General features: G+C 64.7%; 23 protein-coding genes. 20 read left to right on the top strand and 3 right to left on the bottom strand.

Going from position 1 to position 25547, the window contains the following annotated elements; translation table 11 throughout:
* Positions 1-40 precede the first annotated feature (40 nt).
* The 11 genes from ACFFJ6_RS14495 to ACFFJ6_RS14445 all read left to right on the top strand — a co-directional run bounded on the left by ACFFJ6_RS14495 (position 41) and on the right by ACFFJ6_RS14445 (position 8951).
* Positions 41-265, top strand: a complete 225-nt coding sequence (locus ACFFJ6_RS14495) for a hypothetical protein (RefSeq protein WP_378388855.1) — start codon at positions 41-43, stop codon at positions 263-265.
* Between the two features lie 153 nt (positions 266-418).
* A complete protein-coding gene (gene pufB / locus ACFFJ6_RS14490) occupies positions 419-616 on the top strand; it encodes a light-harvesting antenna LH1, beta subunit (RefSeq protein WP_238734539.1) in 198 nt (65 codons plus the stop codon).
* Positions 617-631: 15 nt separating this feature from the next.
* A complete protein-coding gene (gene pufA / locus ACFFJ6_RS14485; RefSeq protein ID WP_011442873.1) occupies positions 632-811 on the top strand; it encodes a light-harvesting antenna LH1, alpha subunit in 180 nt (59 codons plus the stop codon).
* 132 nt (positions 812-943) lie between these two features.
* Positions 944-1777: a photosynthetic reaction center subunit L gene (gene pufL / locus ACFFJ6_RS14480; RefSeq protein ID WP_254981435.1), complete on the top strand. Its 834-nt coding sequence runs from the start codon at positions 944-946 to the stop codon at positions 1775-1777.
* Positions 1778-1804: 27 nt separating this feature from the next.
* Positions 1805-2728 (top strand): photosynthetic reaction center subunit M, encoded by a 924-nt coding sequence (pufM, locus tag ACFFJ6_RS14475; RefSeq protein ID WP_378388851.1) that lies wholly within the window; start codon positions 1805-1807, stop codon positions 2726-2728.
* Between the two features lie 310 nt (positions 2729-3038).
* Positions 3039-4472 carry a transcriptional regulator PpsR gene (ppsR, locus tag ACFFJ6_RS14470; RefSeq protein ID WP_378388849.1) on the top strand — a complete coding sequence of 478 codons (1434 nt, stop codon included), beginning with the start codon at positions 3039-3041 and terminating at the stop codon, positions 4470-4472.
* Positions 4473-4494: 22 nt separating this feature from the next.
* Positions 4495-5403 (top strand): chlorophyll synthase ChlG, encoded by a 909-nt coding sequence (chlG, locus tag ACFFJ6_RS14465; RefSeq protein ID WP_378389702.1) that lies wholly within the window; start codon positions 4495-4497, stop codon positions 5401-5403.
* A gap of 28 nt (positions 5404-5431) precedes the next feature.
* Positions 5432-6769 carry a BCD family MFS transporter gene (locus ACFFJ6_RS14460; RefSeq protein WP_378389700.1) on the top strand — a complete coding sequence of 446 codons (1338 nt, stop codon included), beginning with the start codon at positions 5432-5434 and terminating at the stop codon, positions 6767-6769.
* 1 nt (position 6770) lies between these two features.
* The gene (locus ACFFJ6_RS14455; RefSeq protein WP_378388847.1) at positions 6771-7976 is read left to right on the top strand and encodes a geranylgeranyl diphosphate reductase; all 1206 of its coding nucleotides are present in this window, start codon (positions 6771-6773) and stop codon (positions 7974-7976) included.
* A gap of 191 nt (positions 7977-8167) precedes the next feature.
* On the top strand, positions 8168-8635 hold the full coding sequence (locus ACFFJ6_RS14450; protein ID WP_378388845.1) for a TspO/MBR family protein: 468 nt from the start codon (positions 8168-8170) through the stop codon (positions 8633-8635).
* A gap of 40 nt (positions 8636-8675) precedes the next feature.
* Positions 8676-8951: a hypothetical protein gene (locus tag ACFFJ6_RS14445; protein ID WP_378388842.1), complete on the top strand. Its 276-nt coding sequence runs from the start codon at positions 8676-8678 to the stop codon at positions 8949-8951.
* 128 nt (positions 8952-9079) lie between these two features.
* Here the strand turns inward: ACFFJ6_RS14445 and ACFFJ6_RS14440 are convergent, their stop codons facing one another.
* Positions 9080-9499 (bottom strand): c-type cytochrome, encoded by a 420-nt coding sequence (locus ACFFJ6_RS14440; protein ID WP_378388840.1) that lies wholly within the window; start codon positions 9497-9499, stop codon positions 9080-9082.
* A gap of 315 nt (positions 9500-9814) precedes the next feature.
* Here ACFFJ6_RS14440 and ppsR (ACFFJ6_RS14435) point away from each other — a divergent pair, with 315 nt between their 5' ends.
* Together ppsR (ACFFJ6_RS14435) and ACFFJ6_RS14430 are read left to right on the top strand one after the other, a co-directional pair.
* Positions 9815-11194, top strand: a complete 1380-nt coding sequence (gene ppsR, locus ACFFJ6_RS14435) for a transcriptional regulator PpsR (protein WP_378388838.1) — start codon at positions 9815-9817, stop codon at positions 11192-11194.
* Positions 11195-13393, top strand: coding sequence for a GAF domain-containing protein (locus ACFFJ6_RS14430; protein ID WP_378388836.1), 2199 nt, complete (start codon positions 11195-11197; stop codon positions 13391-13393).
* Here the strand turns inward: ACFFJ6_RS14430 and ACFFJ6_RS14425 are convergent, their stop codons facing one another.
* Together ACFFJ6_RS14425 and ACFFJ6_RS14420 are read right to left on the bottom strand one after the other, a co-directional pair.
* Positions 13394-14071 carry a biliverdin-producing heme oxygenase gene (locus ACFFJ6_RS14425; RefSeq protein WP_378388834.1) on the bottom strand — a complete coding sequence of 226 codons (678 nt, stop codon included), beginning with the start codon at positions 14069-14071 and terminating at the stop codon, positions 13394-13396. It abuts the gene before it with no gap.
* A gap of 66 nt (positions 14072-14137) precedes the next feature.
* On the bottom strand, positions 14138-15025 hold the full coding sequence (locus tag ACFFJ6_RS14420) for a cobalamin B12-binding domain-containing protein (protein ID WP_378388832.1): 888 nt from the start codon (positions 15023-15025) through the stop codon (positions 14138-14140).
* Positions 15026-15259: 234 nt separating this feature from the next.
* Here ACFFJ6_RS14420 and bchF point away from each other — a divergent pair, with 234 nt between their 5' ends.
* The 7 genes from bchF to ACFFJ6_RS14385 are packed head-to-tail and all read left to right on the top strand — an operon-like array spanning position 15260 to position 25541.
* Positions 15260-15850, top strand: a complete 591-nt coding sequence (gene bchF, locus ACFFJ6_RS14415) for a 2-vinyl bacteriochlorophyllide hydratase (protein ID WP_378389698.1) — start codon at positions 15260-15262, stop codon at positions 15848-15850.
* On the top strand, positions 15847-17133 hold the full coding sequence (locus ACFFJ6_RS14410; RefSeq protein WP_378388830.1) for a ferredoxin:protochlorophyllide reductase (ATP-dependent) subunit N: 1287 nt from the start codon (positions 15847-15849) through the stop codon (positions 17131-17133). The genes bchF and ACFFJ6_RS14410 overlap by 4 nt, the downstream gene beginning before the upstream one ends.
* Position 17134: 1 nt before the next feature.
* Entirely contained in the window at positions 17135-18754 is a 1620-nt protein-coding gene (bchB, locus tag ACFFJ6_RS14405) for a ferredoxin:protochlorophyllide reductase (ATP-dependent) subunit B (RefSeq protein WP_378388828.1), read from the top strand.
* Entirely contained in the window at positions 18729-22475 is a 3747-nt protein-coding gene (locus tag ACFFJ6_RS14400; RefSeq protein WP_378388826.1) for a magnesium chelatase subunit H, read from the top strand. Before bchB ends, ACFFJ6_RS14400 begins: the two co-directional genes overlap by 26 nt.
* Positions 22472-23410 (top strand): ferredoxin:protochlorophyllide reductase (ATP-dependent) iron-sulfur ATP-binding protein, encoded by a 939-nt coding sequence (gene bchL / locus ACFFJ6_RS14395; protein ID WP_378388824.1) that lies wholly within the window; start codon positions 22472-22474, stop codon positions 23408-23410. The genes ACFFJ6_RS14400 and bchL overlap by 4 nt, the downstream gene beginning before the upstream one ends.
* Positions 23410-24111 (top strand): magnesium protoporphyrin IX methyltransferase, encoded by a 702-nt coding sequence (gene bchM, locus ACFFJ6_RS14390; protein ID WP_378388822.1) that lies wholly within the window; start codon positions 23410-23412, stop codon positions 24109-24111. Before bchL ends, bchM begins: the two co-directional genes overlap by 1 nt.
* The gene (locus ACFFJ6_RS14385) at positions 24108-25541 is read left to right on the top strand and encodes an MFS transporter (protein ID WP_378388820.1); all 1434 of its coding nucleotides are present in this window, start codon (positions 24108-24110) and stop codon (positions 25539-25541) included. The genes bchM and ACFFJ6_RS14385 overlap by 4 nt, the downstream gene beginning before the upstream one ends.
* Positions 25542-25547 lie beyond the last annotated feature (6 nt).

Below are 25547 nucleotides of genomic sequence, written 5' to 3'. Positions count from 1 at the left end.
GCGACCAAATATGCGCAATCCGAGAATTAGGAGATAACCGATGTCCGACTACGTCCACACCGGCCGTCGCTCCAGGGTGCTTCAGGATAACGCTGCCATCGAGTGCAGGCTGATGTTCGGCGCGTGCTACGCGCTGTTCCTCGTCCGCGCGATCGTGACACGCGCGATGCCCTGGCGCCGGCAAAACGCACAATCTCAATCCGTGTTCAGCGAGGCCCACAACGCCGCGAGCGTTCTGGTGACCTCCTCGTTCATGGGGATGTAATTCGAATTTCGTCCGGCTTCGCCGGACGGAACACTGCCGTCTCGGAAACGAAACGGTAACTCGCTGTCGTTTCGGAAACGATACGGCAATCGTTTGCCGCCCTCACTTCGGGCGGCGAGTCGGCCGAAAGGCCATCACTAGGAGGTGTACCAAATGAGTGACGGTTCCATCTCGGGACTTTCCGAAGCGGAAGCCAAGGAATTCCACTCGATCTTCGTGACGAGCTTCTTCCTCTTCATCGTCGTCGCGGTTGTTGCTCACATCCTCGCCTGGATGTGGCGTCCGTGGCTGCCGAAGGCCACCGGTTACGCGATGGACACTGTCCATCAGCTGACTTCGTATCTTTGCTAAGGGGAGACGACTACTATGTGGCGAATTTGGCTTCTGTTTGATCCGCGTCGCGCGCTGGTCCTGCTGTTCGTGTTCCTGTTCGGCCTGGCCATCATCATCCACTTCATCCTGCTGAGCACCAGCCGCTTCAACTGGCTGGACGGCCCGAAGAAGACGGCTGAGATCTCTCAGACCTACACCAGCATGCCCGTCTAACGGCATGGTGAACTGCTTACCGGAAACGGGCGGGAAACGGACCCATCTGCCGGGCTCGCCCGCTTCCGGGAAGCTACCTGGACTGGAATACTACGATGGATTTTCCCTGGCGCGCTCGCGGAGGAACGATCGATGGCAATGCTCAGCTTTGAGAAAAAATACCGCGTTCGTGGCGGAACGCTAATCGGGGGCGACCTGTTCGACTTCTGGGTCGGCCCGTTCTACGTCGGGTTCTTCGGGGTCGCGACGGTGTTTTGTGCGGTGATGGGGACCGCGCTGATCATCTGGAATACTGCGATGGGACCGACCTGGGTTCTGTGGCAGATCAGCGTCAATCCGCCGGACGCCAAATACGGCCTCGGCTTCGCGCCGCTGACCGAAGGCGGCATCTGGCAATGGGTCTCGATCTTCGCGACCGGCGCATTCATTTCCTGGGCGCTGCGTGAAGTTGAAATCTGCCGCAAGCTCGGCATCGGCTATCACGTGCCGTTCGCCTTCAGCTTCGCGATCTTCGCTTATGTCACCCTCGTGGTGATCCGTCCGGTTCTGATGGGCTCCTGGAGCTACGGCTTCCCCTACGGTATCTTCACGCATCTCGATTGGGTGTCGAACACCGGCTACTCCTATGGCCAGTTCCACTACAATCCCGCGCACATGATCGCGATCACCTTCTTCTTCACGACCTGTCTGGCGCTGGCGCTGCATGGCGGTCTGGTTCTGTCGGCCCTCAATCCGGACCGTGGCGAACCGGTGAAGTCGCCCGAGCATGAGAACACCGTGTTCCGTGACCTCGTCGGCTACTCGATCGGCACCATCGGCATTCATCGTCTCGGCCTGTTCCTGGCCCTGGCCGCCGTGTTCTTCAGCGCCGTCTGCATGATCCTCAGCGGTCCGGTGCTCGCCGAAGGCGGTTCGTGGCCGGAGTGGTGGAATTGGTGGCGCAACCTGCCGATCTGGAATTCGTAATTCAACCGGTCACAAGAGAGTCTTGTCATGGCCCAATATCAGAACATCTTTACGCAGGTCCAGGTTGAGGGACCTGCCTATGCGGGGGTGCCGCTACGACCCGGCAGCTCTGCCCGCGAGACCCAGACGACGTTCAACTACTGGCTCGGCAAAATCGGCGACGCGCAGGTCGGCCCCGTCTATCTCGGGTTCACCGGTGTCTGCTCGCTGCTGTGCGGCTTCGTCGCGATCGAGATCATCGGCCTCAACATGCTGGCGTCGGTGGACTGGAGCCCGATCGAATTCCTGCGCCAGTTCTGCTGGCTGGCGCTCGAGCCGCCGAAGCCGGAATACGGCCTCTCGATCCCGCCGCTGAAGGAAGGTGGCTGGTGGCTGATCGCCGGCTTCTTCCTCACCGTGTCGATCGCGCTGTGGTGGGTTCGCACCTATCGCCGCTCGCGGGCGCTCGGCATGGGCACCCACGTGTCTTGGGCGTTCGCCTCGGCGATCCTGCTCTATCTGTCGCTCGGCTTCATCCAGCCGGTGCTGATGGGTTCGTTCAGCGAAGCGCCGCCCTTCGGCATCTTCCCGCACCTCGACTGGACCAACAACTTCTCGATCAAGTACGGCAACCTGTACTACAACCCCTTCCACTGTCTCTCGATCGCCTTCCTGTATGGCTCTGCCCTGCTGTTCGCCATGCACGGTGCGACCATCCTGGCCGTGAGCCGCTACGGCGGCGAGCGCGAAATCGAGCAGATGCTGGACCGCGGTACCGCACTTGAACGCGCTGCTCTGTTCTGGCGCTGGACGATGGGCTTCAACGCCACGGCCGAATCGATCCATCGTTGGGCCTGGTGGTTTGCGGTGCTCTGCCCGCTGACCGGTGCCATCGGCATCATCCTGACCGGCCCGGTTGTCGATAACTGGTTCGACTGGGGTGTGAAGCATGGCCTCGCCCCGCCGCGGTAGCGCACTCTGACGCTCTCGACCCAAGATTGCGCACGCCTGATTGAAAAATTCCGATCAGGCGTGCGTGTTGCTTTGATAGGACGCTGACCACCCCGAACAGCCGCGCCCGCTCCAAACTTCAACGCCGGATAATGACGTGCGGAGCGACGTGAGGTAAAGGAAGCGCTTCCCACCCGCGCCTGGAAGTCCGAAACAAGCCAAAAGCCAACCCGCAGCCCGCCCAAAGGCCCGGGGTCAAGAAGAAGACTCGACTTGGCGGACACAGGCGCCGGACAGAGGGAGGGGTTTTTGCTGGAGGATATTTGCCCTGGTGCAAGTGTTCAAATCTCCGAAGGAGGCGCTGGGCGATCTCGGTGCTGAATCTGCAGCGAAGCTGATCGCCGCAGCGACCGACGTCGCGTTGGTGATCGATCCGCAGGGCGTCATCCGGGACGTGGCGTTCAACAAGGACGAGCTGGCGCTCGAACTCGACGGGCAGGGCCGCTGGCTCGGATCGCGGCTGGTCGATGTCGTGACATCCGACACCCAGCCGAAAATACGCGAATTGCTGCTCGACGCGACGGTGCGCGACACCGCGACGTGGCGTCAGGTGAACCACCCCTCGCCAGGCGGGGACGACGTGCCGGTGTTGTACTCGGCCATCAATTTCGGCCGTGACGATCGGCTTCTGGTGGTCGGTCGTGATCTGCGTCAACTCGCGATCATGCAGCAACGGCTAATCAACGCACAGCAATCGATGGAGCGGGACTACATCCGGCTGCGTCACGCGGAAACCCGCTATCGCCTGCTGTTTCAGGTCTCCTCGGAAGCCGTCATGATCGTGGATGCGACCAGCGAACTGATCCTCGACGCCAATCCGGCGACGCTGGCGTTGTTCGATTCCGCCGCGCCGCAGACGCAGAATTCCCCGGTCGCCAGCCATTTCGATCCCGCCGACCAGCCGCTGGTGCTCAGCCTGCTGGCGGATGTCCGTTCCACCGGCCGCGACGGCCGCGCCAAGGTGCGCCTCGCCGCGTCGGGGCGCAGCTGCGACGTGGCGGCCTCGCTGTTCCGGCAGGAGAACGCGTCGCTGTTCCTGGTCCGGCTGACCTCGCAGTCCGCCGTGCCGGAAGTCGGCGCCGCCAAGAACGCGTCGCTGCTGCTGAAGTACTTCGAGTCCGCCGCCGATGCGCTGGTGATCACCCAGTTCGACGGCCGCGTCGTGCGCAGCAATCTCGCCTTCCTCGAAATGGCGCAGCTCGGCAGCGCCGAACAGGCGCGCGGCGAGTTGCTCGATCGCTGGCTCGGCCGCACCGGGGTGGACCTCAGCGTCGCGCTCGCCAATCTGCGGCAGAACGGCACGATCAAGCTGTTCGCCACCGTGCTGCGCGGCGAATACGGCGCCGCCGCCGAGGTCGAAGTCTCGGCCGTGGCGCTCAACGACCTCGAGGACAAGCCGTGCTTCGGCTTCGCGATCCGCAATGTCGAGAAGCGGTTGCCGACAGCCCCCAGCTCGAAGCGCGAGCTGCCGCGTTCGGTCGCGCAGCTGACCGAACTGATCGGCCGCGTGCCGTTGCGCGATCTCGTGCGCGAGACCACCGACGTGATCGAGAAGCTGTCGATCGAGGCGGCGCTCGAACTCACCGGCGACAACCGCGCTTCGGCGGCCGACATGCTCGGCCTCAGCCGCCAGAGCCTCTACGTCAAACTGCGCCGCTATGGCCTCGCGGAACATGCGCCCGAAGGAGAGGCTGCCGATGAGTAATGCGCCATTAGGCAACGCGCCGATGAGCAACGCGCCGGCCGGCGCCGTGGCGCTGCGCCCGGCGCCGTCGGCGGTGCTCGAAGTGTTGCACCCGATCACCTGGTTTCCGCCGATGTGGGCCTTCGCCTGCGGCGTGGTGTCGTCGGGCGTGCCGATCTCGTCGCGCTGGGTCGAAGTGATCGCCGGCATCGTGCTGTGCGGTCCGCTGCTGGTCGCGACCAGCCAGGTCGTCAACGACTGGTTCGATCGCGACGTCGACGCCATCAACGAACCGAACCGGCCGATCCCCTCCGGCCGCATCCCCGGACGCTGGGGCCTCTATCTGTCGTTCATGTGGACAGCCGCCTCGCTGCTGCTCGCCAGCCAGCTCGGCGTCTGGGTGTTCGGCGCCGCCGTGCTCGGCCTGGTGCTGGCCTGGATCTATTCGATGCCGCCCTTCCGGCTGAAGCAGAACGGCTGGCTCGGCAACGGCGCCTGCGCGATTACTTACGAAGGCTTCGCCTGGTTCACCGGCGCCGCCGTCATGCTCGGCGGCCTGCCGCCGTGGTGGATCGTGACGCTCGCGCTGCTCTACAGCGCCGGCGCGCACGGCATCATGACGCTGAACGATTTCAAGTCGATCGAGGGCGACATCAAGACCGGCGTCGGCTCGCTGCCGGTCAAGCTCGGCGTGGACAACGCGGCGCGCACCGCCTGCGCGGTGATGGCGATCCCGCAGGTGGTAGTGATCGCGCTGCTGCTTTCGTGGGATCGGCCGATCGGCGCGGCGATCGTCAGCCTGGTGCTGCTGCTGCAGCTGGTTCTGATGGTCCGCTTCCTGCGCACGCCGGTCGAGCGCGCCACCTGGTTCAGCGGTCTCGGCGTCGCGCTCTACGTCATGGGCATGATGGCCAGCGCCGTCGCGGTCTCCTCGTTCGGAGCCCCGGCATGAGTTTCACTGCGATCGGAGTAGCATGATCATGATGCGGCCGCTGTCCTGGCTGGGCATTGTTCGGATGGGGCTGGTGCAGACCGGCCTCGGCGCCATCGTCGTGCTCACCACCTCGACCCTCAACCGGGTGATGGTGGTGGAGCTGGCGCTGCCCGCGATGCTGCCGGGAGCGCTGGTGGCGATCCACTACGCGCTGCAGGTGTTTCGTCCGGCCTGGGGCCATGGCTCCGATCGCGGCGCGCGTCGCACGCCCTGGATCATCGGCGGCATGGCGGTGCTGGCGCTCGGCGGTTTCCTCGCCGCGGTCGCGACCGCCTGGATGGCGACGCAGCCGCTGTTCGGCGTCGCGCTGGCGATCGTCGCGTTCTGCCTGATCGGCGGCGGCGTCGGCGCAGCCGGCACCTCGCTGCTGGTGCTGCTGGCCAAGCGCGTCGACGACAAGCGTCGCGCCGCAGCCGCCACCATCGTCTGGGTGATGATGATCGCAGGCTTCATCGTCACCACCGGCTTCGCCGGCCATCTGCTCGATCCGTATTCGCCGTCGCGCCTCGTCGCCGTGTCGGGCGGCGTGTCGCTGATCGCGATGCTGCTGACGCTCGTCGGCGTCTGGGGAATTGAAGGCAAGGTCGCCGCCGCTCCGGCCGCGCCGCCGCCCGAGAAGGGCTCGTTCCGCGCCGCCATCAAGGAAGTCTGGGCCGAGCCGCAGGCACGCCGCTTCGCCATCTTCGTGTTCGTCTCGATGCTCGCTTACAGCGCGCAGGATCTGATCCTGGAGCCGTTCGCCGGCGCGGTGTTCGCGTTCACGCCGGGCGAGACCACCAAGCTGTCGAGCGTGCAGCATGGCGGCACGCTGCTCGGCATGGCGCTGGTGCCGCTGATCGGGGCGCTGTTTCCGAAGACGCGCGGCAATCTCAAGGTCTGGACGGTGGGCGGCTGCATCGCCTCGGCGATCGCGCTGCTGGGCCTGTCCACCGCCGCGATCGTCGGCGGCACCTGGCCGCTGCGCGAGAACGTGTTTCTGCTCGGCGTCACCAATGGCGCCTATGCGGTGGCGGCGATCGGCTCGATGATGGAGCTGGTGAGCGCCGGCGGCGAGAAGCGCGAAGGCGTGCGCATGGGACTGTGGGGCGCCGCGCAGGCGATCGCGTTCGGCATCGGCGGCTTCATCGGCACGCTGGCGAGCGACGTCGCGCGGCTGGTCCTGAGTTCGCCGGCGCTGTCCTACGCGTCGGTGTTCGCCGCGGAGGCCGGTTTGTTCGTGGTGTCGGCGGTGATGGCGGTGTGGGTGCATCGCGCGCAGCAGCGCTCCGCGCGCGCTGCGGGCCGGGGCGTCGATTTGTCGAATGCAGCTGTGGCGGGAGGATAGGATGAGCGAGAATTCCGCAATCTACGACGTCGTCGTCGTCGGGGGAGGGCCCGCCGGTGCGACGGCGGCCTGCGACCTCGCGCGCGCCGGCAAACGTGTCGTCCTGCTCGACCGCGCCGGACGCATCAAGCCGTGCGGCGGCGCGATCCCGCCGCGCGCGATCCGCGATTTCGCGATTCCGGACGGCATGCTGGTCGCCAAGATCAACGCCGCGCGGATGGTGTCGCCGACCGATGTCGAAGTCGACATGCCGATCGACGGCGGCTTCGTCGGCATGGTCGATCGCGAGCATTTCGACGAGTGGCTGCGCAAGCGCGCCGCCAGCGTCGGCGCGGAGCGCCGCACCGGCCTGTTCCGCCGCTTCACGCGCGACGAGAGCGGCGTCAACACCGTCCACTACGAAGCGCGCCAGCCCGATGGCTCGATGCAGGAAGAGACCGTGCGGGCGCGGGCGATCATCGGCGCCGACGGCGCGGTGTCGGCGGTGGCGCGGCAGTTCCTGCCGGATGCCGACCGGGTGCCGTTCGTGTTCGCCTATCACGAGATCATCAAGGCGCCGCAGCCCGAGCAACGCGCCGCTTATGAAAGCCGGCGCTGCGACGTGTACTATCAGGGCAAGGTGTCGCCGGATTTCTACGGCTGGGTGTTTCCGCACGGCGACACCGTGAGCGTCGGCACCGGCTCGATGCACAAGGGCTTCTCGCTGCGCGACTCGGTGGCCGAGCTGCGCAAGCAGACCGGGCTCGAAGAGGTCGAGACCATCCGCAAGGAAGGCGCGCCGATCCCGCTGCATCCGCTGCCGCGCTGGGACGACGGCCACAGCGTGCTGCTCGCCGGTGACGCCGCGGGCGTCGTGGCGCCGGCTTCGGGTGAGGGCATCTACTACGCGCTGCTCGGCGGCCGGCTTGCGGCCGAGGCGGTGGGCGAGTTTCTCGAAACCGCGGAGGCCAAAGCGCTGAAGGGCGCGCGCAAGCGCTTCATGCGCGCCAACGGCTCGGTGTTCCGCATCCTCGGCCTGATGCAGTGGTACTGGTACGCGAGCGACAAGCGCCGCGAGCAGTTCGTCAACATCTGCCGCGACCGCGACGTCCAGAAGCTGACCTGGGACGCCTACATGAACAAGAAGCTGGTCCGCGCCAAGCCGATCGCGCATGTCCGGATCTTCTTCAAGAACCTGGCGCACATGACCGGCTTTGCTTCGGTGTGACACCCGGGCAGGCTGATCGATGCGGGGCGGCGGTCCCGCGATCGAGGCCGCGAATGCCCATCGTCGCGCTGGCGTTCCGATGGGCGCGCCGGCGCCCGGAGTCTGATAGTCTGAGGACCAGACTTCGATTCTTCTTCGGCGCGTCTTGCAGGCGAGGCGCGCCGAGGGGACAACTACCTGCAGGTCCTACTTTGAATCCGATCCTTGTCGCTTTTGCCGTCGCCATCCTGGTGGGATTGCTCGGCGGATCGCTCACCGACACCGGTGCCTGGTATCAGAGCCTGATCAAGCCGTGGTGGCAGCCGCCGGACTGGGCGTTCGGTCCGGCCTGGACGGTGATCTTCGCGCTCGCCGCGATGTCGGCGGTCTATGCCTGGCGCGGCGCGGCCACGCGGGCGCAGCGCGAATGGGTGGTCGGCATCTTCGCCGCCAACGGCTTCTTCAACGTGCTGTGGAGCATGCTGTTCTTCACCATCCAGCGGCCCGACTGGGCATTGCTGGAGGTGCCGCTGCTGTGGCTGTCGGTGCTGATCGGCATCGTGGCGTTCTGGCGCAGGGCCCGCACCGCGAGCTACTACCTCGTGCCGTATCTACTGTGGGTGAGCTTCGCGGCGTATCTGAACTGGACGGTCGTGCGGCTCAACGCACCGTTCTCATGACCGGCGGCGCCCCGCTGTCTCAACTTCCGGGATCCCCGCGATGTCGATGATGTCCGACCTGTTCGCCGACGGCCTTCTCGTCGATCTGATCCTCGGCTTCCTGGTGCTCGAGGCCGTCGGCATCATCGGTTACTGGGTATGGCGCAAACGCGGGATCGCCCCGGCCGACTTCCTCCCGGGCCTGTGCTCCGGCGCCCTGATGCTGCTGGCGTTGCGAGCGGTTCTCAGTGGCGCCTCGTGGGTGCTGCCTTCAGTTTGCCTCATGGTTGCGGGGCTCGCTCACCTCGTCGACGTCCTCCGCCGCTGGCGCTCCTGACAGGGGCCAGGAGGCCGGTCCGCCGGCCGCTCGCGGCTCTTTTTCCGGTCTTCGAAAAGCAAAGAGCTCCGGTCCTTGCGGGCCGGAGCTCTTGAACGCGGCTGACCTTGGTCAGCGCGGCAATCAGCTTACTTCAGGGTCGCCAGATAGGCCGCGACGTCCTTGCGCTGCTGCTCGTTGGCGAGCTTGAAGGTCATCTTGGTCGAGCCGGTCGCCTTGTCGGCCTGGCCCTTGTCGGTCAGGAACTTCTTCAGGAACGCGTTCGGATCGGCCAGATACTCGACGACGTTTTCCTGCGACCACACCAGACCGGCTTCACCGGCCGCGTGGTTCAGCGGCGAGTAGCTGAAGCCGGCCGCGGTGCCGGTCTTGCGGCCAATCACGCCGCCGAGCGCCGGACCGACCATGTTCTTGTCGGCGCGATGGCAGGTCTGGCACTGCTTGAACACCGCTTCACCCTTGGCGGCGTCCTGCGCCGAGGCGATGCCGGTCGACAGAGATCCTGCGGCTGCGGCGATAGTGACAATTGCGAGAAGTTTACGGACCACGTCTCTCTCCTAGATCTCGTCGTTTTGCGCCCACGGAATAATGGCCCTCATGGGGCCTGGACCAACGCGCTATCCAAACTCTTTCTAAGGTAATCTGTAAAGCTATTCTGACACCGAACGTTCCTTCGAACTGGACGACTTTGGAAGTTATCGCCTTGATTTTGCGCAATAAAGTTACGGAATAGGCAATTCGGCGAATTTCGTCGATATTCCAGTGCGCTTCCACTTGTCATTGGCATAATGTCTGCATAATTCGTTTGGGCGCGACCGTTCGAATGCCGTCTCCCGACGCCGGAACCGCCTGCGAGTGGAGCGATGTCTGCCAAACCAGTTCAGCCTGACATCACGCTGTTGCTCGATATGGACGGTGTGATCCGAGACGCCAGCCTATCACCCGCTCTGTCTGAAGAGAGCGTCGAGGCCTGGCTCGGTCGCCCCTGGACCGATATCGCGGGCGAGGAAGGCGGCGACAAAGTGCGCCGCATGGTCGAGGACGCGCGTACAAGCGGCATCTCGGCATTTCGGCAGATCAATCAGCGCTTCCCCTCCGGCACCGAAATCCCGATCGAATTCACCACGATGCTGCTGGGCGATCGCACCGGCATGCTGGCTGTCGGCAAGAATCTTCAGGCCGTCACTGAACTGCATTCGAGACTGATCGCGGCGCAGCAGACCATCGAGCGCGATTACTGGCGGCTGCGCGAAATGGAGACGCGCTATCGGCTGGTCTTCGATGCCGCCACCGAAGCGGTCCTAATCGTTTCCGCCAATGATCTGAAGGTGGTCGAAGCCAATCGGGCCGCAGTTCAGGCGCTGAGCGGAATCGATCGCGGCAACGAGGAGGTCACCGGCCGCGATCTCTTGCTCGAGATCGCCGAAGCGGATCGGGAGGCGGTGCGCGAGATGCTGGTGCGCGTCCGCGATCGCGGCAAGGCGCTGAGCATCCTCGTCCATCTCGGCCGCGAAGTGCGTCCCTGGATGGTCCGTGGCTCTCTGGTGTCGTCTGAACGCGGGCAGGTGTTCCTGCTGCAATTTACGCCGGTGACGTCGACACCGCGTGGTGACGACCGTTCCGAGCCGACAGTGTTGAAGACGCTGATCGATCGCGTCCCGGATGGCTTCGTCGCGCTCGACGCGGCGGGAGTCATCCGCCACGCCAATCAGGCTTTTCTCGATCTCGTCCAAATCGGTTCGAAAGGCTCGGCGATCGGTGAGTCGCTCGGACGCTGGCTGACGCAGCCGGGCGCCGATCTCGCGGCGCTGCTGTCGCATCTGCAGCGCTACAAGACCGTGCGCCTGTTTCAGACCACGATCCGTGGTGAACTCGGCAGCGAGACCGATGTCGAAATCTCCGCGGTCGATGGCGACGACCACAACTATGTGGGCGTCCTGATCCGCAACGTTTCGCGCCGCCTGACCGGCGGCGAAACCGATGCGCTGCGCGCAGCACTCGGGCCGATCAGCAAGCAGCTCGGCCGCTCGTCGCTGCGCAAGCTGGTCAAGAATACGGTCGGTATCGTCGAGCGCCACTACGTCAAGGAAGCGCTCGAACTGACCAAAGGTAATCGCACTGCCACCGCCGAATTGCTCGGCTTGAGCCGGCAAAGCCTCTATGCCAAGCTTGCCCGCTACGGACTCGACGACAAGGGGTCCCTGTCTCAGGACGACTTACCCGACGACGACGCTGAGGACTGATTGGCCGTTCAACCGACCAGCTTGCCCGCATTCGGAACCGCCGACCTTTCGAACTGCGAACAGGAACAGATTCACCTTGCGGCCTCGATTCAGCCGCACGGCGCGCTATTGGTCGTCAGCGAGCCGGATCATCGCGTCATCCAGGCCAGCGCCAATGCTGCGGAGTTTTTGAACGTCACCCGGGTGCTGGGGCTGCCGCTCTCGGACCTCGAAGGCGATCTGCTGATTCGCATTCTGCCGCATCTCGATCCGACGCTCGAAGGCATTCCGGTCGCAGTGCGTTGTCGGATCGGCAAGCCGAGCATCGAATTCGACGGGCTGATCCACCGGCCACCCGAAGGCGGATTGATCATCGAGCTCGAGCGCGCGGGGCCGCCGCTCGACCTCCAGACCACTGTCGGACAGGCGCTCGACAAGATCAGAACTTCCAATTCGATCCGTAGCCTGTGTGATGAAGCCGCGCTGCTGTTTCAGGAGCGCACCGGATACGACCGGGTGATGGTCTATCGGTTCGATGAAGAAGGCCATGGCGAGGTCTTTTCCGAGCGCCACACGGCCGGGCTCGAATCCTATCTCGGCAATCGCTATCCCGCTTCCGATATCCCGCAGATGGCCCGGCGGCTCTACGAGCGCCAGCGGGTGCGCGTATTGGTCGATGTCGGCTATGAGCCGGTCCCGCTGCAGCCGCGGCTGTCGCCGCTCACGGGACGCGACCTCGACATGTCGAGTTGCTTCCTCCGGTCGATGTCGCCGATCCATCTTCAGTATTTGAAGAACATGGGCGTGCGCGCCACTCTGGTCGTGTCGCTGATGGTCGGCGGCAAGCTCTGGGGCCTCGTCGCCTGCCATCATTATCAGCCGCGCTTCATTCATTTCGAACTGCGCGCAGTTTGTGAGCTGCTCGCTGAGGCGATCGCGACTCGCATCACCGCGCTGGAGAGCTTCGCCCAGAGCCAGTCCGAGCTGTTCGTGCAGCGGCTCGAGCAGCGCATGATCGAGGCGATCTCGCGCGAGGGCGACTGGCGCGCGGCCATCTTCGATGCGTCGCAGTCGATCCTGCAGCCGGTCCGGGCCAGCGGTGCCGCGCTCGTCTATGAAGGGCAGGTGGCCACCATCGGTGAGGTCCCAGGCACGCACGACATCCGCGAGATCGCCGCCTGGCTCACCAAGCAGCCGCGTGCGTCCGTCCTCTCGACCTCGTCGTTAGGTCTCGACGTCCGTGATTTCTCGCCGCTGACGGCAGTCGCCAGCGGCCTCGCCGCGGCACCTGTCTCGAACCATCCTGGCGAATTCCTGATGTGGTTCAGGCCGGAGCGCGTGCGCACCGTTACCTGGGGCGGAGACCCGAAGAAGCCGTTCGTGATTGGCAACACTCCGGCCGATTTGTCGCCGCGCCGCTCCTTCGCGAAATGGAATCAGGTGGTGGAGGGCACGTCCGATCCGTGGACGCCGGCCGATCTTGCGGCGGCGCGGACGATCGGCCAGTCGGTGGCCGACATCGTTCTGCAGTTTCGCGCGGTGCGGACGCTCATCGCCCAGGAGCAACTCGATCAGTTCTCCCGTCAGGTCGCGACATCGGATCATCCGGTGGTGATCGCGGACATTGAAGGCAAGATCCTTCTGATTAACGGCGCGTTCACCGCGATGCTGCCGCAGGGCTATCCGCCCGTTCATCGGCTCGAGGATCTGGCGCTGGCGTTTCTCGATCCCTTCGACTTCAGGCGCAGCATCGGAGAGTTGATCGAGCGGCAGCGTGCCTGGCGCGGTGAACTGATGTTGCGGGGGCCCGGCGGCGAAACGCGGTCGCTGGTGGTGCGGGCGGACCCCGTTGTACCCTCGCGCGATCGCGCGCTCGGCTTCGTGCTGATCTTCAATGACAACGCCGACCGACGGGCCGCGGAAGCGGCGCGTGGCCGATTTCAGGAAGGCATCCTCGAGAGCAGCCGCGTCAGTGGCTTGCGGCTCGACGCGCAAACCGGCCTCGTCTACCAGAATCTGCTGTCCTCCGTCGTGGAGAACGCGCAGCTTGCCGCGCTGGAAATCACCTACGGGGTCGAGACCGGACGGATCGCCGATATGCTCGAGGGCGTCCGCGATTCCACATTGCGGACTGCTGAAGTGCTGCAGCACCTGCTGCTGCATGCTTCACGCACCTCGGCGGATCAGGCCGCAAGCAAGCCTCGCAAGCCAAAGAAGTAATCAGGTCTTTGCTGGCTCGCCGGCAAGGCTGCGCTGCACCGCGATCGACAGCGCGATGTTGCATTCGAAGGCCAGTGCGCCTTCTGCAATGATCGCCTCGGGATCCGGCGCTGCGGCACCGGCCAGCTCCAAGGCGTGGCGATAGCCGGCCTTCAATGTCGCCGGCTCGGCGACTGCCGAGAAATCGTAATGCGTCAGCTCTCGCGTACCGAGGCCGAGCGATTTCTCCAGCAGCCGCTTCACGATCTGTCCGCCATTGAGGTCGCCGAGATAGCGCGTGTAGGCGTGCGCAATCAGCCGACTGCCGTCGCCCTCGGCGGCTTGCGCGATGGTGCGCGCATAGGCCTCGCCCTCCGGCAACAGCGGCGGCTGGTCATCGCCGTTCAGCTCCACCAGCGCTGCTAGGTCGGCTTCGATTGTCGCCGTTCGTGCGAGTCGATAATGCGCCAGCGGCGCCAGGATTGGATTGTCGCGATGACGCTCGAGACCGTCTTCGATCTCGCGATAGGCAGGGTGAAGATTGCGCAGCAGCAGCGCATAACCGCGCCGGCTGCCAGCGCCGCGCAGCATGTCGGCGATGAACCCGGTGCGCTCGGCTTCGAGATGTAACGCTTTCGTTCGAACGTAGAGGGCGGTCACGACGCTCGGTGCGGCGCTCTCCGCGATAACTGCGGCCATTTCAACTCCCCGGCTTGACGCTGCCTTATAGCAGAGCCAACGCGAGCCGGCGAATGCACAACAGCCTCAGCCGCGTCCCTTCAGCATCGGCAGAAGCGCCCGTGCAAGCTGCGGCGCATGAGCGCCGTCAGTGGCGCTCATGTCGGCGCCCAGCGTGTTTGCAAGTTCCGGCCGATCAACCAGGATTGGGCCGCCAACGATGATGCCGATCCGGCGATTGCGGGATTCGCGACGGATGTCCTGAATCAGCCGCTTCAGCTCGTCGAGCCGCCGGTCACTGGTGACCGAGAAGCCGACCAGATCAAACCAGCGTTCCGCGACCAGCGATGCAAGCTCACGATGCGAACCGAACGGCCCCATGCAGATATCCCAGCCATCGTGCCGGAAGAATTCCGCAACCATGGCCAGGCCGAAGCTGTGCTGTTCGCCGGGGATCGTCGTGAGCAGCACGGCGCCGATGCGCTGAACGTCGTTCGCTTCCAGATAGTTTTCGCCGATGGAGCGCAGGATTCGTTGGAGACGGCTCACACCGAGCGTCACGTTTGCAAAGTCGGTCGTGTCGTCTTCCCACATCTCGCCGAGCCGCCGCGCGACCGGCGCGAGCAGGTTGAGGAAGATCAAATCAGTTGGCGTGCCTCGCGAGATAAGATTCTCAACATAAGCGAAGGCGGCACGTTCGTCGGCGCTGACGATCAGAAGTGTGAACTGCTGCACTTCGAACGGTGCGGCCGGTTCAGCCGGCGCCGGAGTTTTCGGGAAGGACATGGAGCGCAGCGCAAGGCCAACTTTGGGGAGTATCTGAGTGTGGATCGAGCGCGCAATGCCATCGCCGGCTATCGGCGCCCGGTATCGCCAGATCGGCTCGGGCGGCGAAAAGTCCAAAGGCGCCACAGGTAATCGGGGTCGATCGGTCGCGGTGACATTCGAGATCGAGAGCTCTTTCCGGTTGGTCATTAGATACCCCCTTCTCCTCAGATAACCCGACCGGCCTCTCGACCGTCAAGTTTAATTTACGTATGGTTTGGTTGACAGTCTCATCGTCGGGGACTAGCCTTTGTCGATCAGCCGCACTTAGGGAGTGGCGCGGTGCACATCAGAAAAGCATCAGATCAAGAAAATGAGGGTCTTGGTGCGATGGTGCCTGCCTCTTCCTCGCATCCGTCGGTATCGCATCACCGCGACCGGGATGTGTCAAACATTCTTTACATCGATGGCGTCAAAACATCTGCTGCAGCGCCGCATGGTTTTGGCGCTGTGGGAACGGGCGTTCAGAAGCCTTCGCAAAGGCTTAAGATGCTCTACACGCCCGAAGAACGTGTTCGCCGCGATGCAACAAAATGGACCCTGGTACAGGGCATTTTGGCCCCGGTGCAGTTTTTGGTCTTCCTGATCAGCCTCGGACTCGTGGTCCGCTATCTCTGGACGGGGGACGGTTACACCGTTGCGACCGCCTCGGTGGTGATCAAAACGCTGGTGCTCTACACCATCATGGTCACCGGAGCGATCTGGGAGAAGGAAGTCTTCGGCTGCTACCTGTTTGCGCCGGCCTTCTTCTGGGAAGATGTCTTCAGTTTCCTGGTGCTGGCTCTGCACACCGCTTATTTGGTGATGCTGTTCGCCGGCCTCGGCGATCCGCGCCAGCAAATGCTGGTCGCGCTCGCCGCCTACGCGACCTACGTCGTCAATGCCACGCAGTTCGTGCTCAAGCTTCGTGCCGCGCGCCGCGATGAGCGGATTGCGGCGATGGGCGTCGCTGATGTGTCCGGGAGCCGCGCATGACCGTGCATGTCGCTCCTTGCGCCGCTCCGACGGCCGATCCGACGACCCGTGAAGTTCGTACCGAAAGCGGGCAGCGCGAGGTATTCTGCGGACTCACGGGCATCGTCTGGCTGCACCGGAAAATTCAGGACGCGTTCTTCCTCGTTGTCGGCTCGCGCACCTGCGCACATCTGATTCAGTCGGCCGCAGGCGTGATGATCTTCGCCGAGCCGCGCTTCGGCACAGCCATCATGGAAGAGAAGGATCTCGCCGGTCTCACCGACGCGAATGACGAGCTCGATCGCGTGGTGACGCAGTTGCTGGCGCGTCGTCCCGATATCAAGCTGCTGTTCCTGGTTGGCTCGTGCCCGTCGGAAGTGATCAAGCTCGACCTCTCGCGCGCGGCGTTGCGGCTGTCGCAGCGGTTCTCCCCCGACGTTCGCATCCTGCATTACTCGGGCAGTGGCATCGAGACGACCTTCACCCAAGGCGAAGATGCCTGCTTGGCGTCGCTGGTACCGGCCCTACCGGCCGCGCAGGACGACACGCCGTCGCTGCTCGTTATCGGCTCGCTCGCCGACGTGGTCGAAGATCAGTTCAAGCGGATGTTCGATGCGCTCGGCATCGGTCCGGTCGCTTTCTTTCCGCCGCGCAGATCGACCGCGCTGCCGAGCGTCGGTCCGAATACCAAGATCCTGATGGCTCAGCCGTTCCTGCCGGATACGGTGCGCGCGCTGCAGGAGCGCGGCGCCAAGCGGCTCGTCGCGCCTTTCCCGCTCGGCGTCGAAGGCACAACGGCGTGGCTGCGTGCCGCGGCCGATGCGTTCGGTGTGTCGCCTGCTGAATTCGACAAGGTCACCGAGCCGAACCGCGCCCGCGCCGAGCGCGCGCTGGCGGCATATAAGACCGAACTCGCTGGTCGGCGCATTTTCTTCTTCCCCGACTCCCAGCTCGAAATTCCGTTGGCGCGGTTCCTGTCGCGTGAGCTGGCGATGCAGCTCGTCGAAGTCGCAACGCCCTATCTGCATCGCGAGCATCTGGCCGAAGAGCTGAAGATGTTGCCGCTCGATGTTGCCCTGACCGAAGGCCAGGACGTTGATCTTCAGCTCGACCGCTGCCGCGCGGCGCGTCCCGATATCGCGGTGTGCGGTCTCGGCCTCGCCAATCCGCTCGAGGCGGAGGGCATCACGACCAAATGGTCGATCGAACTCGTGTTCACCCCGATCCAGGGCTACGAGCAGGCGGCCGACCTCGCTGAATTGTTCGCGCGCCCGCTCGTGCGCCGCGCCAAGCTGGTGGCTTGAGATGCAGCTCACCGTCTGGACCTATGAAGGACCTCCCCACGTCGGCGCGATGCGCGTCGCCACCGGCATGGAAGGCTTGCACTACGTGCTGCACGCGCCGCAGGGCGACACCTACGCCGATCTTTTGTTCACGATGATCGAACGCCGCGCCAAGCGGCCGCCGGTGACCTACACGACCTTCGCGGCGCGCGATCTCGGCAAGGACACCGCAGAACTGTTCATGACCGCCGCGCGCGAAGCCTATGCGCGGTTCCAGCCGCAGGCGATGATCGTCGGCGCGTCCTGCACCGGCTCGCTGATCCAGGACGATCCCGGCGGACTGGCCAAGTCGCTCGGCTTCCCGATCCCGGTGATTCCGATCGATCTGCCGGCGTATCAGCGCAAGGAAAACTGGGGCGCATCGGAGACGTTCTATCAGCTCGTGCGCGCGCTCGCCGGCCCGAGGGCGCCGGCGCCCGGCACCAAGCGGGCCGAGCGTGCGCCGGGTACGCGCGCCAAATGCAATCTGCTGGGCCCGACCGCGCTCGGTTTCCGTCATCGCGATGACGTCGCCGAAATCACCAAGCTGCTCGGCCAGCTCGGCATCGACGTCAATGTCGCCGCGCCGATGGGCGCCACGCCGGCGGACATCGCGCGGCTCGGCGATGCCGACTTCAACGTCGTGCTGTACCCGGAGATCGCGGGGCAGGCGGCGTCCTGGCTGCATCGCATCTTCCATCAGCCGTTCACCAAGACGATTCCGATCGGCGTCTCGGCAACGCGCGAGTTCATTCGCGAAGTCGCCGGTCTCGCCGGCGTCGATCCCGAGCCGGTGCTCGCCGCAGCCTCGACCCGGTTGCCATGGTACTCGCATTCGGTCGACTCGACTTACCTGACCAACAAGCGCGTCTTCATCTTTGGCGACGCTACGCACGCGATCGCCGCGGCGCGGATCGCGTCGGAAGAACTCGGCTTCAAGGTGGTCGGGCTCGGCACCTACAGCCGAGAATTCGGGCGCGACCTTCGCGAGGCAGCGGCGAAATACGGCGTCGAAGCGCTGATCACTGACGACTATCTCGAAGTCGAAGCCAAGGTGGCGGAGCTGCATCCCGAGCTGGTGCTGGGCACGCAGATGGAGCGCCACATCGCCAAGCGTCTCGGCGTTCCGTGTGCGGTGATCTCCGCGCCGGTGCATGTCCAGGATTTCCCCGCGCGCTACGCGCCGCAGATGGGGTTCGAAGGCGCCAATGTGATCTTCGACACCTGGGTCCATCCGCTGATGATGGGCCTGGAGGAACATCTGCTGACGATGTTCAAGGACGATTTCGAATTCAAGGACGGCGCGCTGCCGTCGCATCTCGGCACCCATGCGCCGCAGTCGGCACCCGAGATGGCCGAGGTAGCAATTGCGCTGCCGCAAGGCGCGGCAGCTCCACGCGACGCAGCATCCGTCTCGCCTGCTGCGAATGGTGCGGCCACGGGGGCGGTTTGGGCTCCCGAAGCAGAAAAGGAACTACAGAAGATCCCATTCTTCGTTCGCGGGAAAGCCCGCCGGAATACCGAGCGATTCGCCAACGAGAATGGCGTCGCAACCATTACTGTCGAGACCTTGTACGATGCCAAAGCGCACTTCGCCCGCTGACAAGACTCCGGTTCGGGTCGTCATCGTCACACTGGACAGCCATTTGTCCGGAGCCGCCGCGCGTGCACGGAACGTGCTGCGCAAGGATTATCCCGGCCTCGATCTGACCGTGCACTCGGCTGACGAGTGGGGCAGCGATGGCCATGCGCTCGAGCGCTGCCTCGCCGACATCGCGACTGGCGACATTATCATCGCCACCATGCTGTTCATGGACGATCACGTGCGCGCGGTGCTTCCTGCGCTGCAGGCGCGCCGAACGCAGTGTGACGCGATGGTCTGCTGCATGTCGGCGTCGGAGGTCGTGAAGCTTACGCACATCGGCAAGTTCGACATGAGCGCCGAAGCGCTCGGCATGATCAACTGGCTGAAGAAGCTGCGCGGCAAGAAGCACGAAGGCAGCGCCGGCAAGGGCGAAATGAAGATGCTGCGGCAGCTCCCGAAGCTGCTGCGGTTCATCCCCGGCACCGCGCAAGACATGCGCGCCTACTTCCTGACGCTGCAATACTGGCTGGCCGGCTGCGAGCAGAACATCGCCAATATGGTGCGGCTGCTGATCGACCGCTACGCGAACGGTCCGCGCAAGGCGCTGCGCGGCGCGGTCAAGGTCGAGCCGCCGATCGATTACGCCGATATCGGTGTGTATCATCCGAAGATGAAGGGCCGGATCGCCGAGACGCTGGACAAGCTGCCGGCGGGCCCGGCCGACAGCAAGGGCACGGTCGGCGTGCTGCTGCTGCGCTCCTATCTGCTCGCCGGCAATGCCGGTCATTATGACGGGATGCTCGAGGCGTTCGAGTCCAAGGGACTGCGAGTCGTTCCGGTGTTCGCATCGGGTCTCGATCAGCGTCCCGCGATCGAGAAGTTCTTCATCCACAACGGCCGTCCGACGGTCGATGCGGTGGTGTCGCTCACCGGCTTCTCGCTGGTCGGCGGCCCGGCCTACAACGACTCCAAGGCGGCGGAGGACATCCTGGCCGCGCTCGACGTGCCGTATCTGTCGGCGCATCCGGTCGAATTCCAGACGCTGGAGCAGTGGGCGGCGTCCGATCGCGGCCTGATGCCGGTGGAAAGCACCATCATGGTGGCGATCCCCGAACTCGACGGCTCGTCCGGACCGATGGTCTATGGCGGCCGGTCCGACGGCGGCGACGTTGCGTGCCCGGGTTGCGAGAAATTCTGCAAGTTCGAGCGCAGCGAGACCGGCGGCGACATGCATATCTGCGGCGAGCGCGCCGAGATGCTGGCCTCGCGTACCGCGCGGCTGATCGCATTGCGCCGCAGTGAGCGCAAGGATCGCAAGGTCGCGATCGTGCTGTTCAACTTCCCGCCGAACGCCGGCAACACCGGCACGGCCGCGTTCCTCGGCGTGTTCGAGTCTCTCTTCAATACGCTCGGCGCGATGAAGCGCGAGGGCTACACGGTCGAGGTGCCCGAGAGCGTCGACGCGCTGCGCGAGTCGATCATCAACGGCAATGCGGCGCGGTTCGGCGCCAACGCCAACGTCCACGCCCGCGTCACCGCCGGCGATCACGTCAAGGCGGAGCGCTGGCTGCGCGAGATCGAAGGGCAGTGGGGTCCGGCGCCGGGCAAGCATCAGAGCGACGGCAGTTCGATCTTTGTGCTCGGTGAGCGCTTCGGCAACGTCTTCGTCGGCGTACAGCCAGCGTTCGGTTACGAAGGCGACCCGATGCGGCTGCTGTTCGAGAAGGGCTTTGCACCGACGCACGCCTTCTCGGCGTTCTATCGCTGGCTCAAGCAGGACTTCGGCGCGCATGCAGTGCTGCATTTCGGCACCCACGGCGCGCTGGAATTCATGCCGGGCAAGCAAACCGGCCTGTCTGGCACCTGCTGGCCGGATCGGATGATCGGCGATCTGCCGAACATGTATCTGTACGCCTCCAACAACCCGTCCGAAGGCGCGATCGCCAAGCGGCGCTCGGCGGCGACGCTGGTCAGCTATCTGACGCCGCCTGTCGCGCATGCCGGCCTATATCGCGGCCTGCTCGAACTGAAATCCTCGCTTGAGCGCTGGCGCGGGTTGACGCCGGAAGAAGAGACCGAGCGCGCGAACCTCGCCGTGCTCGTGCAAGCGCAAGCCGCCGGTCTGGATCTCGCGCCGGCCGAACCGGCCTGGACCGCCGAAGAGGCCGGCGCGACCATCGCCAAGCTCGCGGATGCAGTGCTCGAGATGGAGTACGCGCTGATCCCGCACGGCCTCCACGTCGTCGGCAATGTGCCGTCGGAAGAAGAACGCGTCGAGACGCTGGAAGCGATTGCCGACGCGATGCACGGCAAGCGCCCCGACAAGGCGCTGCTCGAGGCGCTGGTGCGCGGTGGCCATCCTGAACATCTGTCGGGCAGCGGTCCGGAAGCGCAGGCCAATCTCGACATGCTCAAGGAGCTGGCCGGCATGGACAAGCTGCTGGCCGAGGATCACGAGCTCGCGGCGATTTTGCGCGCGCTCGACGGCAAGTTCATCCGGCCCGCGCCCGGCGGCGATCTGCTGCGCACCCCGCAGGTGCTTCCGACCGGCCGCAATCTGCACGGCTTCGATCCGTTTCGGATCCCGTCGGCCTATGCGCTGCAGGACGGCGCCAAGCAGGCCCAGCGGCTGATCGACAAGCACATCGCCGAGGGCAATCCCTTGCCCGAGACGGTCGCGATCGTGCTGTGGGGCACCGACAACCTCAAGAACGAAGGCGCGCCGATCGGCCAGGCTCTCGCGCTGATGGGTGCCCGGCCGCGGTTCGACGGCTACGGACGGTTGGCGGGCGCGGACCTCATTCCGCTCGCGGAGCTTGGTCGGCCGCGCATCGACGTGATCATCACCATGTCGGGCATCTTCCGCGATCTGCTGCCCCTGCAGATCAAGTTGCTGGCCGAAGCCGCCTACATGGCGGCGAGCGCCGACGAGCCGGCGGAGCAGAACTACATTCGCAAGCACTCGCTGGCCTATCAGGCCGTGCACAACTGCGACATGGAGACGGCCTCGCTGCGCGTGTTCGGCAATGCCGATGGCGCTTACGGCTCCAACGTCAACCATCTGGTCGAGAACAGCCGCTGGGAAGATGAGGACGAACTCGCCGAGACCTACACGAAGCGCAAGAGTTTTGCCTACGGCCTCAAGGGCCAGCCGGTCCAGCATGCAGAGCTGCTGAAGAGCGCACTCGCGGACGTCGATCTCGCTTATCAGAACCTCGATTCGGTCGAGCTCGGCGTCACCACGGTCGATCATTACTTCGACACGCTGGGCGGCATCAGCCGCGCGGTGCGCAAGGCGAAGGGCGGCCAGGCTGCGCCGGTGTATATCGGCGACCAGACTCGCGGCGCCGGCACGGTGCGGACGCTGTCCGAGCAGGTCGCGCTCGAAACACGCACCCGGATGCTGAATCCGAAGTGGTACGAGGGCATGCTGAAGCACGGCTACGAAGGCGTGCGCCAGATCGAAGAACACGTCACCAATACGATGGGCTGGTCGGCGACCACCGGCGAAGTCGCGCCGTGGGTGTACAAGCAGCTCACCGAAACCTTCGTGCTCGATCCGGAAATGCGCGCGCGTCTTGCGGCACTCAATCCGGTCGCTTCGGCGAAGGTGGCCCACCGCCTGATCGAAGCCCACGAACGAAACTACTGGTCTCCGGACCCGGAAATGCTCGAAGTCCTGCGCAAGGCAGGAGAAGAGCTCGAGGATCGCCTTGAAGGCGTAGGAGTTGCCGCATGAACATCCTGACTGATCCCCTCAAGCTGAAGACTTCGGGCTGCGCCGACCTGAACGCGTCGAAATGCGCCGAAGGCGACGGCGAGGGCAGCGTCCAGGTGCAGCTCGATCCCAACGTCAAGATCGGCAGCGCCAAGGTGTTCTCGATCTACGGCAAGGGCGGCATCGGCAAGAGCACGACGTCGTCGAACCTGTCGGTGGCGTTCTCCAAGCTAGGCAAGCGCGTGCTGCAGATCGGCTGCGATCCCAAGCACGACTCGACGTTCACGCTGACCAAGCGGTTGATCCCGACGGTGATCGACGTGCTCGAGGAAGTGAATTTTCACTCCGAAGAGCTGCGCCCCGAGGACTTCGTGTTCGAAGGCTACAATGGCGTGATGTGCTTGGAGGCGGGTGGTCCGCCGGCCGGCACCGGCTGCGGCGGTTACGTCGTCGGCCAGACCGTGAAGCTGCTCAAGGAGCATCATCTGCTCGAAGACACCGACGTGGTGATCTTCGACGTGCTCGGCGACGTGGTGTGCGGCGGCTTCGCTGCCCCGTTGCAGCACTCCGAGCGGGCGATGATCGTCGCCGCCAATGACTTCGATTCGATTTTCGCCGCCAACCGCATCGCCGCGGCGATCCAGGCGAAGTCGAAGAACTATGCCGTCCGACTGGCGGGAGTGATTGCCAATCGCAGCCGCGAGACGGACCAGATTGACAAGTTCGGCGAGCGCACGGGTATCAAGCGCGTTGCGCATCTGCCGGACCTCGATGTCATCCGGAAGAGCCGTCTGAAAAAAATGACACTTTTTGAGATGGATCACACCGACGAAATTCTGGCTGTGCAACAAGAGTATCTTCGGCTCGCTACCGAATTGTGGGAGGCGAAGGAGCCCCCGGTCCAGGGCAAGCCGCTGAAGGATCGCGACATCTTTGATCTCTTGGGATTTGATTGATGGCGTTGGGCAGCTACATCGAGCGACGCGGAGAGCTTGAGACCTATTTCGACCGCACCGCGGCCGATACATGGGCGAAGCTGACCTCCGATGCCCCCGTGAGCGGCATCCGCGCCACCGTGCGCGCAGGCCGCGATGAAATGCGCAACACGCTGTTGTCGTGGCTGCCGGCCGACATGACTGGCACGCGGCTGCTCGATGCTGGTTGTGGCACCGGTGCGCTGTCGATCGCGGCGGCGCGGCGTGGCGCGCAGGTGCTGGCGATCGATCTGTCGCCGACGCTGGTCGGCGTCGCGCGCGAGCGCCTGCCGGAAGATATCGATCCAGCTGCGATCGACTTCCGCTCCGGTGACATGCTCGATCCGGCGCTCGGCGAATTCGACTTCGCCGTCGCGATGGATTCGCTGATTCACTATCTGCCGCACGACATCCGCCGGATCCTGGCGACGCTGGCGTCGCGCACGCGGCAATCGATGGCGGTGACGTTTGCGCCGAAGACCCCGGCGCTGGCGCTGATGCATTTCGTCGGCGGTTTCTTCCCGCGCGCCGACCGTGCTCCGGCGATCGAGCCGGTTAGCGAGAAGAAGCTGCTCAAGCTGATTTCCGAGGACGCTGCGCTGGCTCATTGGCAGCCGGGCCGGACGCATCGCGTGTCGTCCGGATTCTACACTTCGCAGGCGCTGGAGATGGTTCGACGATGAGCCAGATGGCGGCAACATTAGCGAAAGGCTGGATGCGTCTCGGCACGCGCTTCCTGCCGTTTGCCGACGCCGCCACCAAGGAGCTTCCGCTTGGCCGTCTGCTACGACTGTCGCTGTTCCAGGTCTCGGTCGGCGCCTCTGTGGTGCTGCTCAACGGTACGCTGAATCGGGTGATGATCGTCGAGCTCGGCGTCTCGACGCTGCTGGTCTCGCTGATGGTGTCGCTGCCGCTGGTGTTTGCGCCGTTCCGCGTGCTGATCGGTTTCAAGTCGGACAATCACCGCTCGGTGCTCGGCTGGCGCCGCGTTCCTTATATCTGGATGGGCACGCTGCTGCAGTTCGGCGGCTTCGCCATCATGCCGTTCGCCCTGCTGGTGCTCTCCGGCGGCGGTGAGTATCCGGCAGTTTATGGCCAGATCGGTGCCGCCTTGGCGTTCCTGCTGGTCGGCGCCGGGATGCACACCACGCAGACCGCAGGCCTGGCTCTGGCGACCGATCTCGCGCCCGAAGAGTCGCGCCCGCGGGTCGTCGCATTCCTCTACGTCATGCTGCTGGTCGGGATGACCGGCAGTGCGCTGATCTTCAGCGAGCTGCTGCGCAATTTCAGCGAGCTGCAACTGATCCAGGTGATTCAGGGCGTCGCTGTTACGCAGTTGCTGCTGAACATCGTGGCGCTGTGGAAGCAGGAAGCGCGGAATCCGGCGCTGACGTCGGCAAGCCGCGAGCGGCCGCAGTTCAATCAGTCCTGGGCGCGCTTCCGCGCCGCCGGCGGTTCGTCGCGTATGCTGATTGCAGTCGCACTCGGCACTGCCGGCTTCTCGATGCAGGACATCCTGCTGGAGCCCTATGGGGCAGAAGTGCTGCGGCTGTCGGTCGGTCAGACCACGGCGCTCACTGCGTTCTTCGCGATCGGCACGCTGGTCGGTTTCGGCCTTGCTGCGCGCACGCTCGGCCGTGGCGGCAATCCCTATCGGCTTGCCGGCTTCGGCGCGCTGATTGGCATCTTTGCTTTCGCCGCCGTGGTGCTTGCCGCGCCGGCGCAGTCGGCAACGTTGTTTCGCGTGGGCACGGCGCTGATTGGTCTGGGCGGCGGATTGTTCGCTGCCGGCACCTTGACGGCCGCGATGGCGGTGGCGTCGGAGAGCGATCCCGGCCTGGCGCTTGGGACGTGGGGCGCCGTGCAGGCGACCGCGGCCGGCGGCGGCATTCTGCTCGGCGGCGGCATTCGCGATCTGGTCGCGTCGCTCGCGGATAGCGGTGCCCTTGGCAGCGTGCTGTCGGGGCCGGCGATCGGTTACGGCTTTGTCTACAACATCGAGATCGCGTTGCTGTTCGCAACGTTGGTTGCGGTCGGCCCGCTCGTGCGCACGGCACGATCGGCCGGAGCGCAGCCTGCTACCAAGTTCGGCCTCGCCGAATTTCCAGGTTAACAAAGA

The organism is Rhodopseudomonas telluris, assembly GCF_042432815.1.
Taxonomy (GTDB): domain Bacteria; phylum Pseudomonadota; class Alphaproteobacteria; order Rhizobiales; family Xanthobacteraceae; genus Rhodopseudomonas; species Rhodopseudomonas telluris.
This window is presented reverse-complemented; position numbering and strand designations above follow the sequence as displayed.

Bases quoted from the DNA above. Each gene is read 5' to 3' on its own strand.
- bchL (WP_378388824.1), top strand. From the start codon at position 22,472: ATGAACATCCTGACTGATCCCCTCAAGCTGAAGACTTCGGGCTGCGCC.
- pufM (WP_378388851.1), top strand. From the start codon at position 1,805: ATGGCCCAATATCAGAACATCTTTACGCAGGTCCAGGTTGAGGGACCT.
- pufL (WP_254981435.1), top strand. From the start codon at position 944: ATGGCAATGCTCAGCTTTGAGAAAAAATACCGCGTTCGTGGCGGAACG.
- pufA (WP_011442873.1), top strand. From the start codon at position 632: ATGTGGCGAATTTGGCTTCTGTTTGATCCGCGTCGCGCGCTGGTCCTG.
- pufB (WP_238734539.1), top strand. From the start codon at position 419: ATGAGTGACGGTTCCATCTCGGGACTTTCCGAAGCGGAAGCCAAGGAA.
- ACFFJ6_RS14385 (WP_378388820.1), top strand. From the start codon at position 24,108: ATGAGCCAGATGGCGGCAACATTAGCGAAAGGCTGGATGCGTCTCGGC.
- ACFFJ6_RS14455 (WP_378388847.1), top strand. From the start codon at position 6,771: ATGAGCGAGAATTCCGCAATCTACGACGTCGTCGTCGTCGGGGGAGGG.
- chlG (WP_378389702.1), top strand. From the start codon at position 4,495: ATGAGCAACGCGCCGGCCGGCGCCGTGGCGCTGCGCCCGGCGCCGTCG.
- ACFFJ6_RS14400 (WP_378388826.1), top strand. From the start codon at position 18,729: ATGCCAAAGCGCACTTCGCCCGCTGACAAGACTCCGGTTCGGGTCGTC.
- bchM (WP_378388822.1), top strand. From the start codon at position 23,410: ATGGCGTTGGGCAGCTACATCGAGCGACGCGGAGAGCTTGAGACCTAT.
- ACFFJ6_RS14410 (WP_378388830.1), top strand. From the start codon at position 15,847: ATGACCGTGCATGTCGCTCCTTGCGCCGCTCCGACGGCCGATCCGACG.
- ACFFJ6_RS14495 (WP_378388855.1), top strand. From the start codon at position 41: ATGTCCGACTACGTCCACACCGGCCGTCGCTCCAGGGTGCTTCAGGAT.
- ACFFJ6_RS14445 (WP_378388842.1), top strand. From the start codon at position 8,676: ATGTCGATGATGTCCGACCTGTTCGCCGACGGCCTTCTCGTCGATCTG.
- bchB (WP_378388828.1), top strand. From the start codon at position 17,135: ATGCAGCTCACCGTCTGGACCTATGAAGGACCTCCCCACGTCGGCGCG.
- ACFFJ6_RS14425 (WP_378388834.1), bottom strand. From the start codon at position 14,071: ATGGCCGCAGTTATCGCGGAGAGCGCCGCACCGAGCGTCGTGACCGCC.
- ppsR (WP_378388838.1), top strand. From the start codon at position 9,815: ATGTCTGCCAAACCAGTTCAGCCTGACATCACGCTGTTGCTCGATATG.
- ACFFJ6_RS14420 (WP_378388832.1), bottom strand. From the start codon at position 15,025: ATGACCAACCGGAAAGAGCTCTCGATCTCGAATGTCACCGCGACCGAT.
- ACFFJ6_RS14460 (WP_378389700.1), top strand. From the start codon at position 5,432: ATGATGCGGCCGCTGTCCTGGCTGGGCATTGTTCGGATGGGGCTGGTG.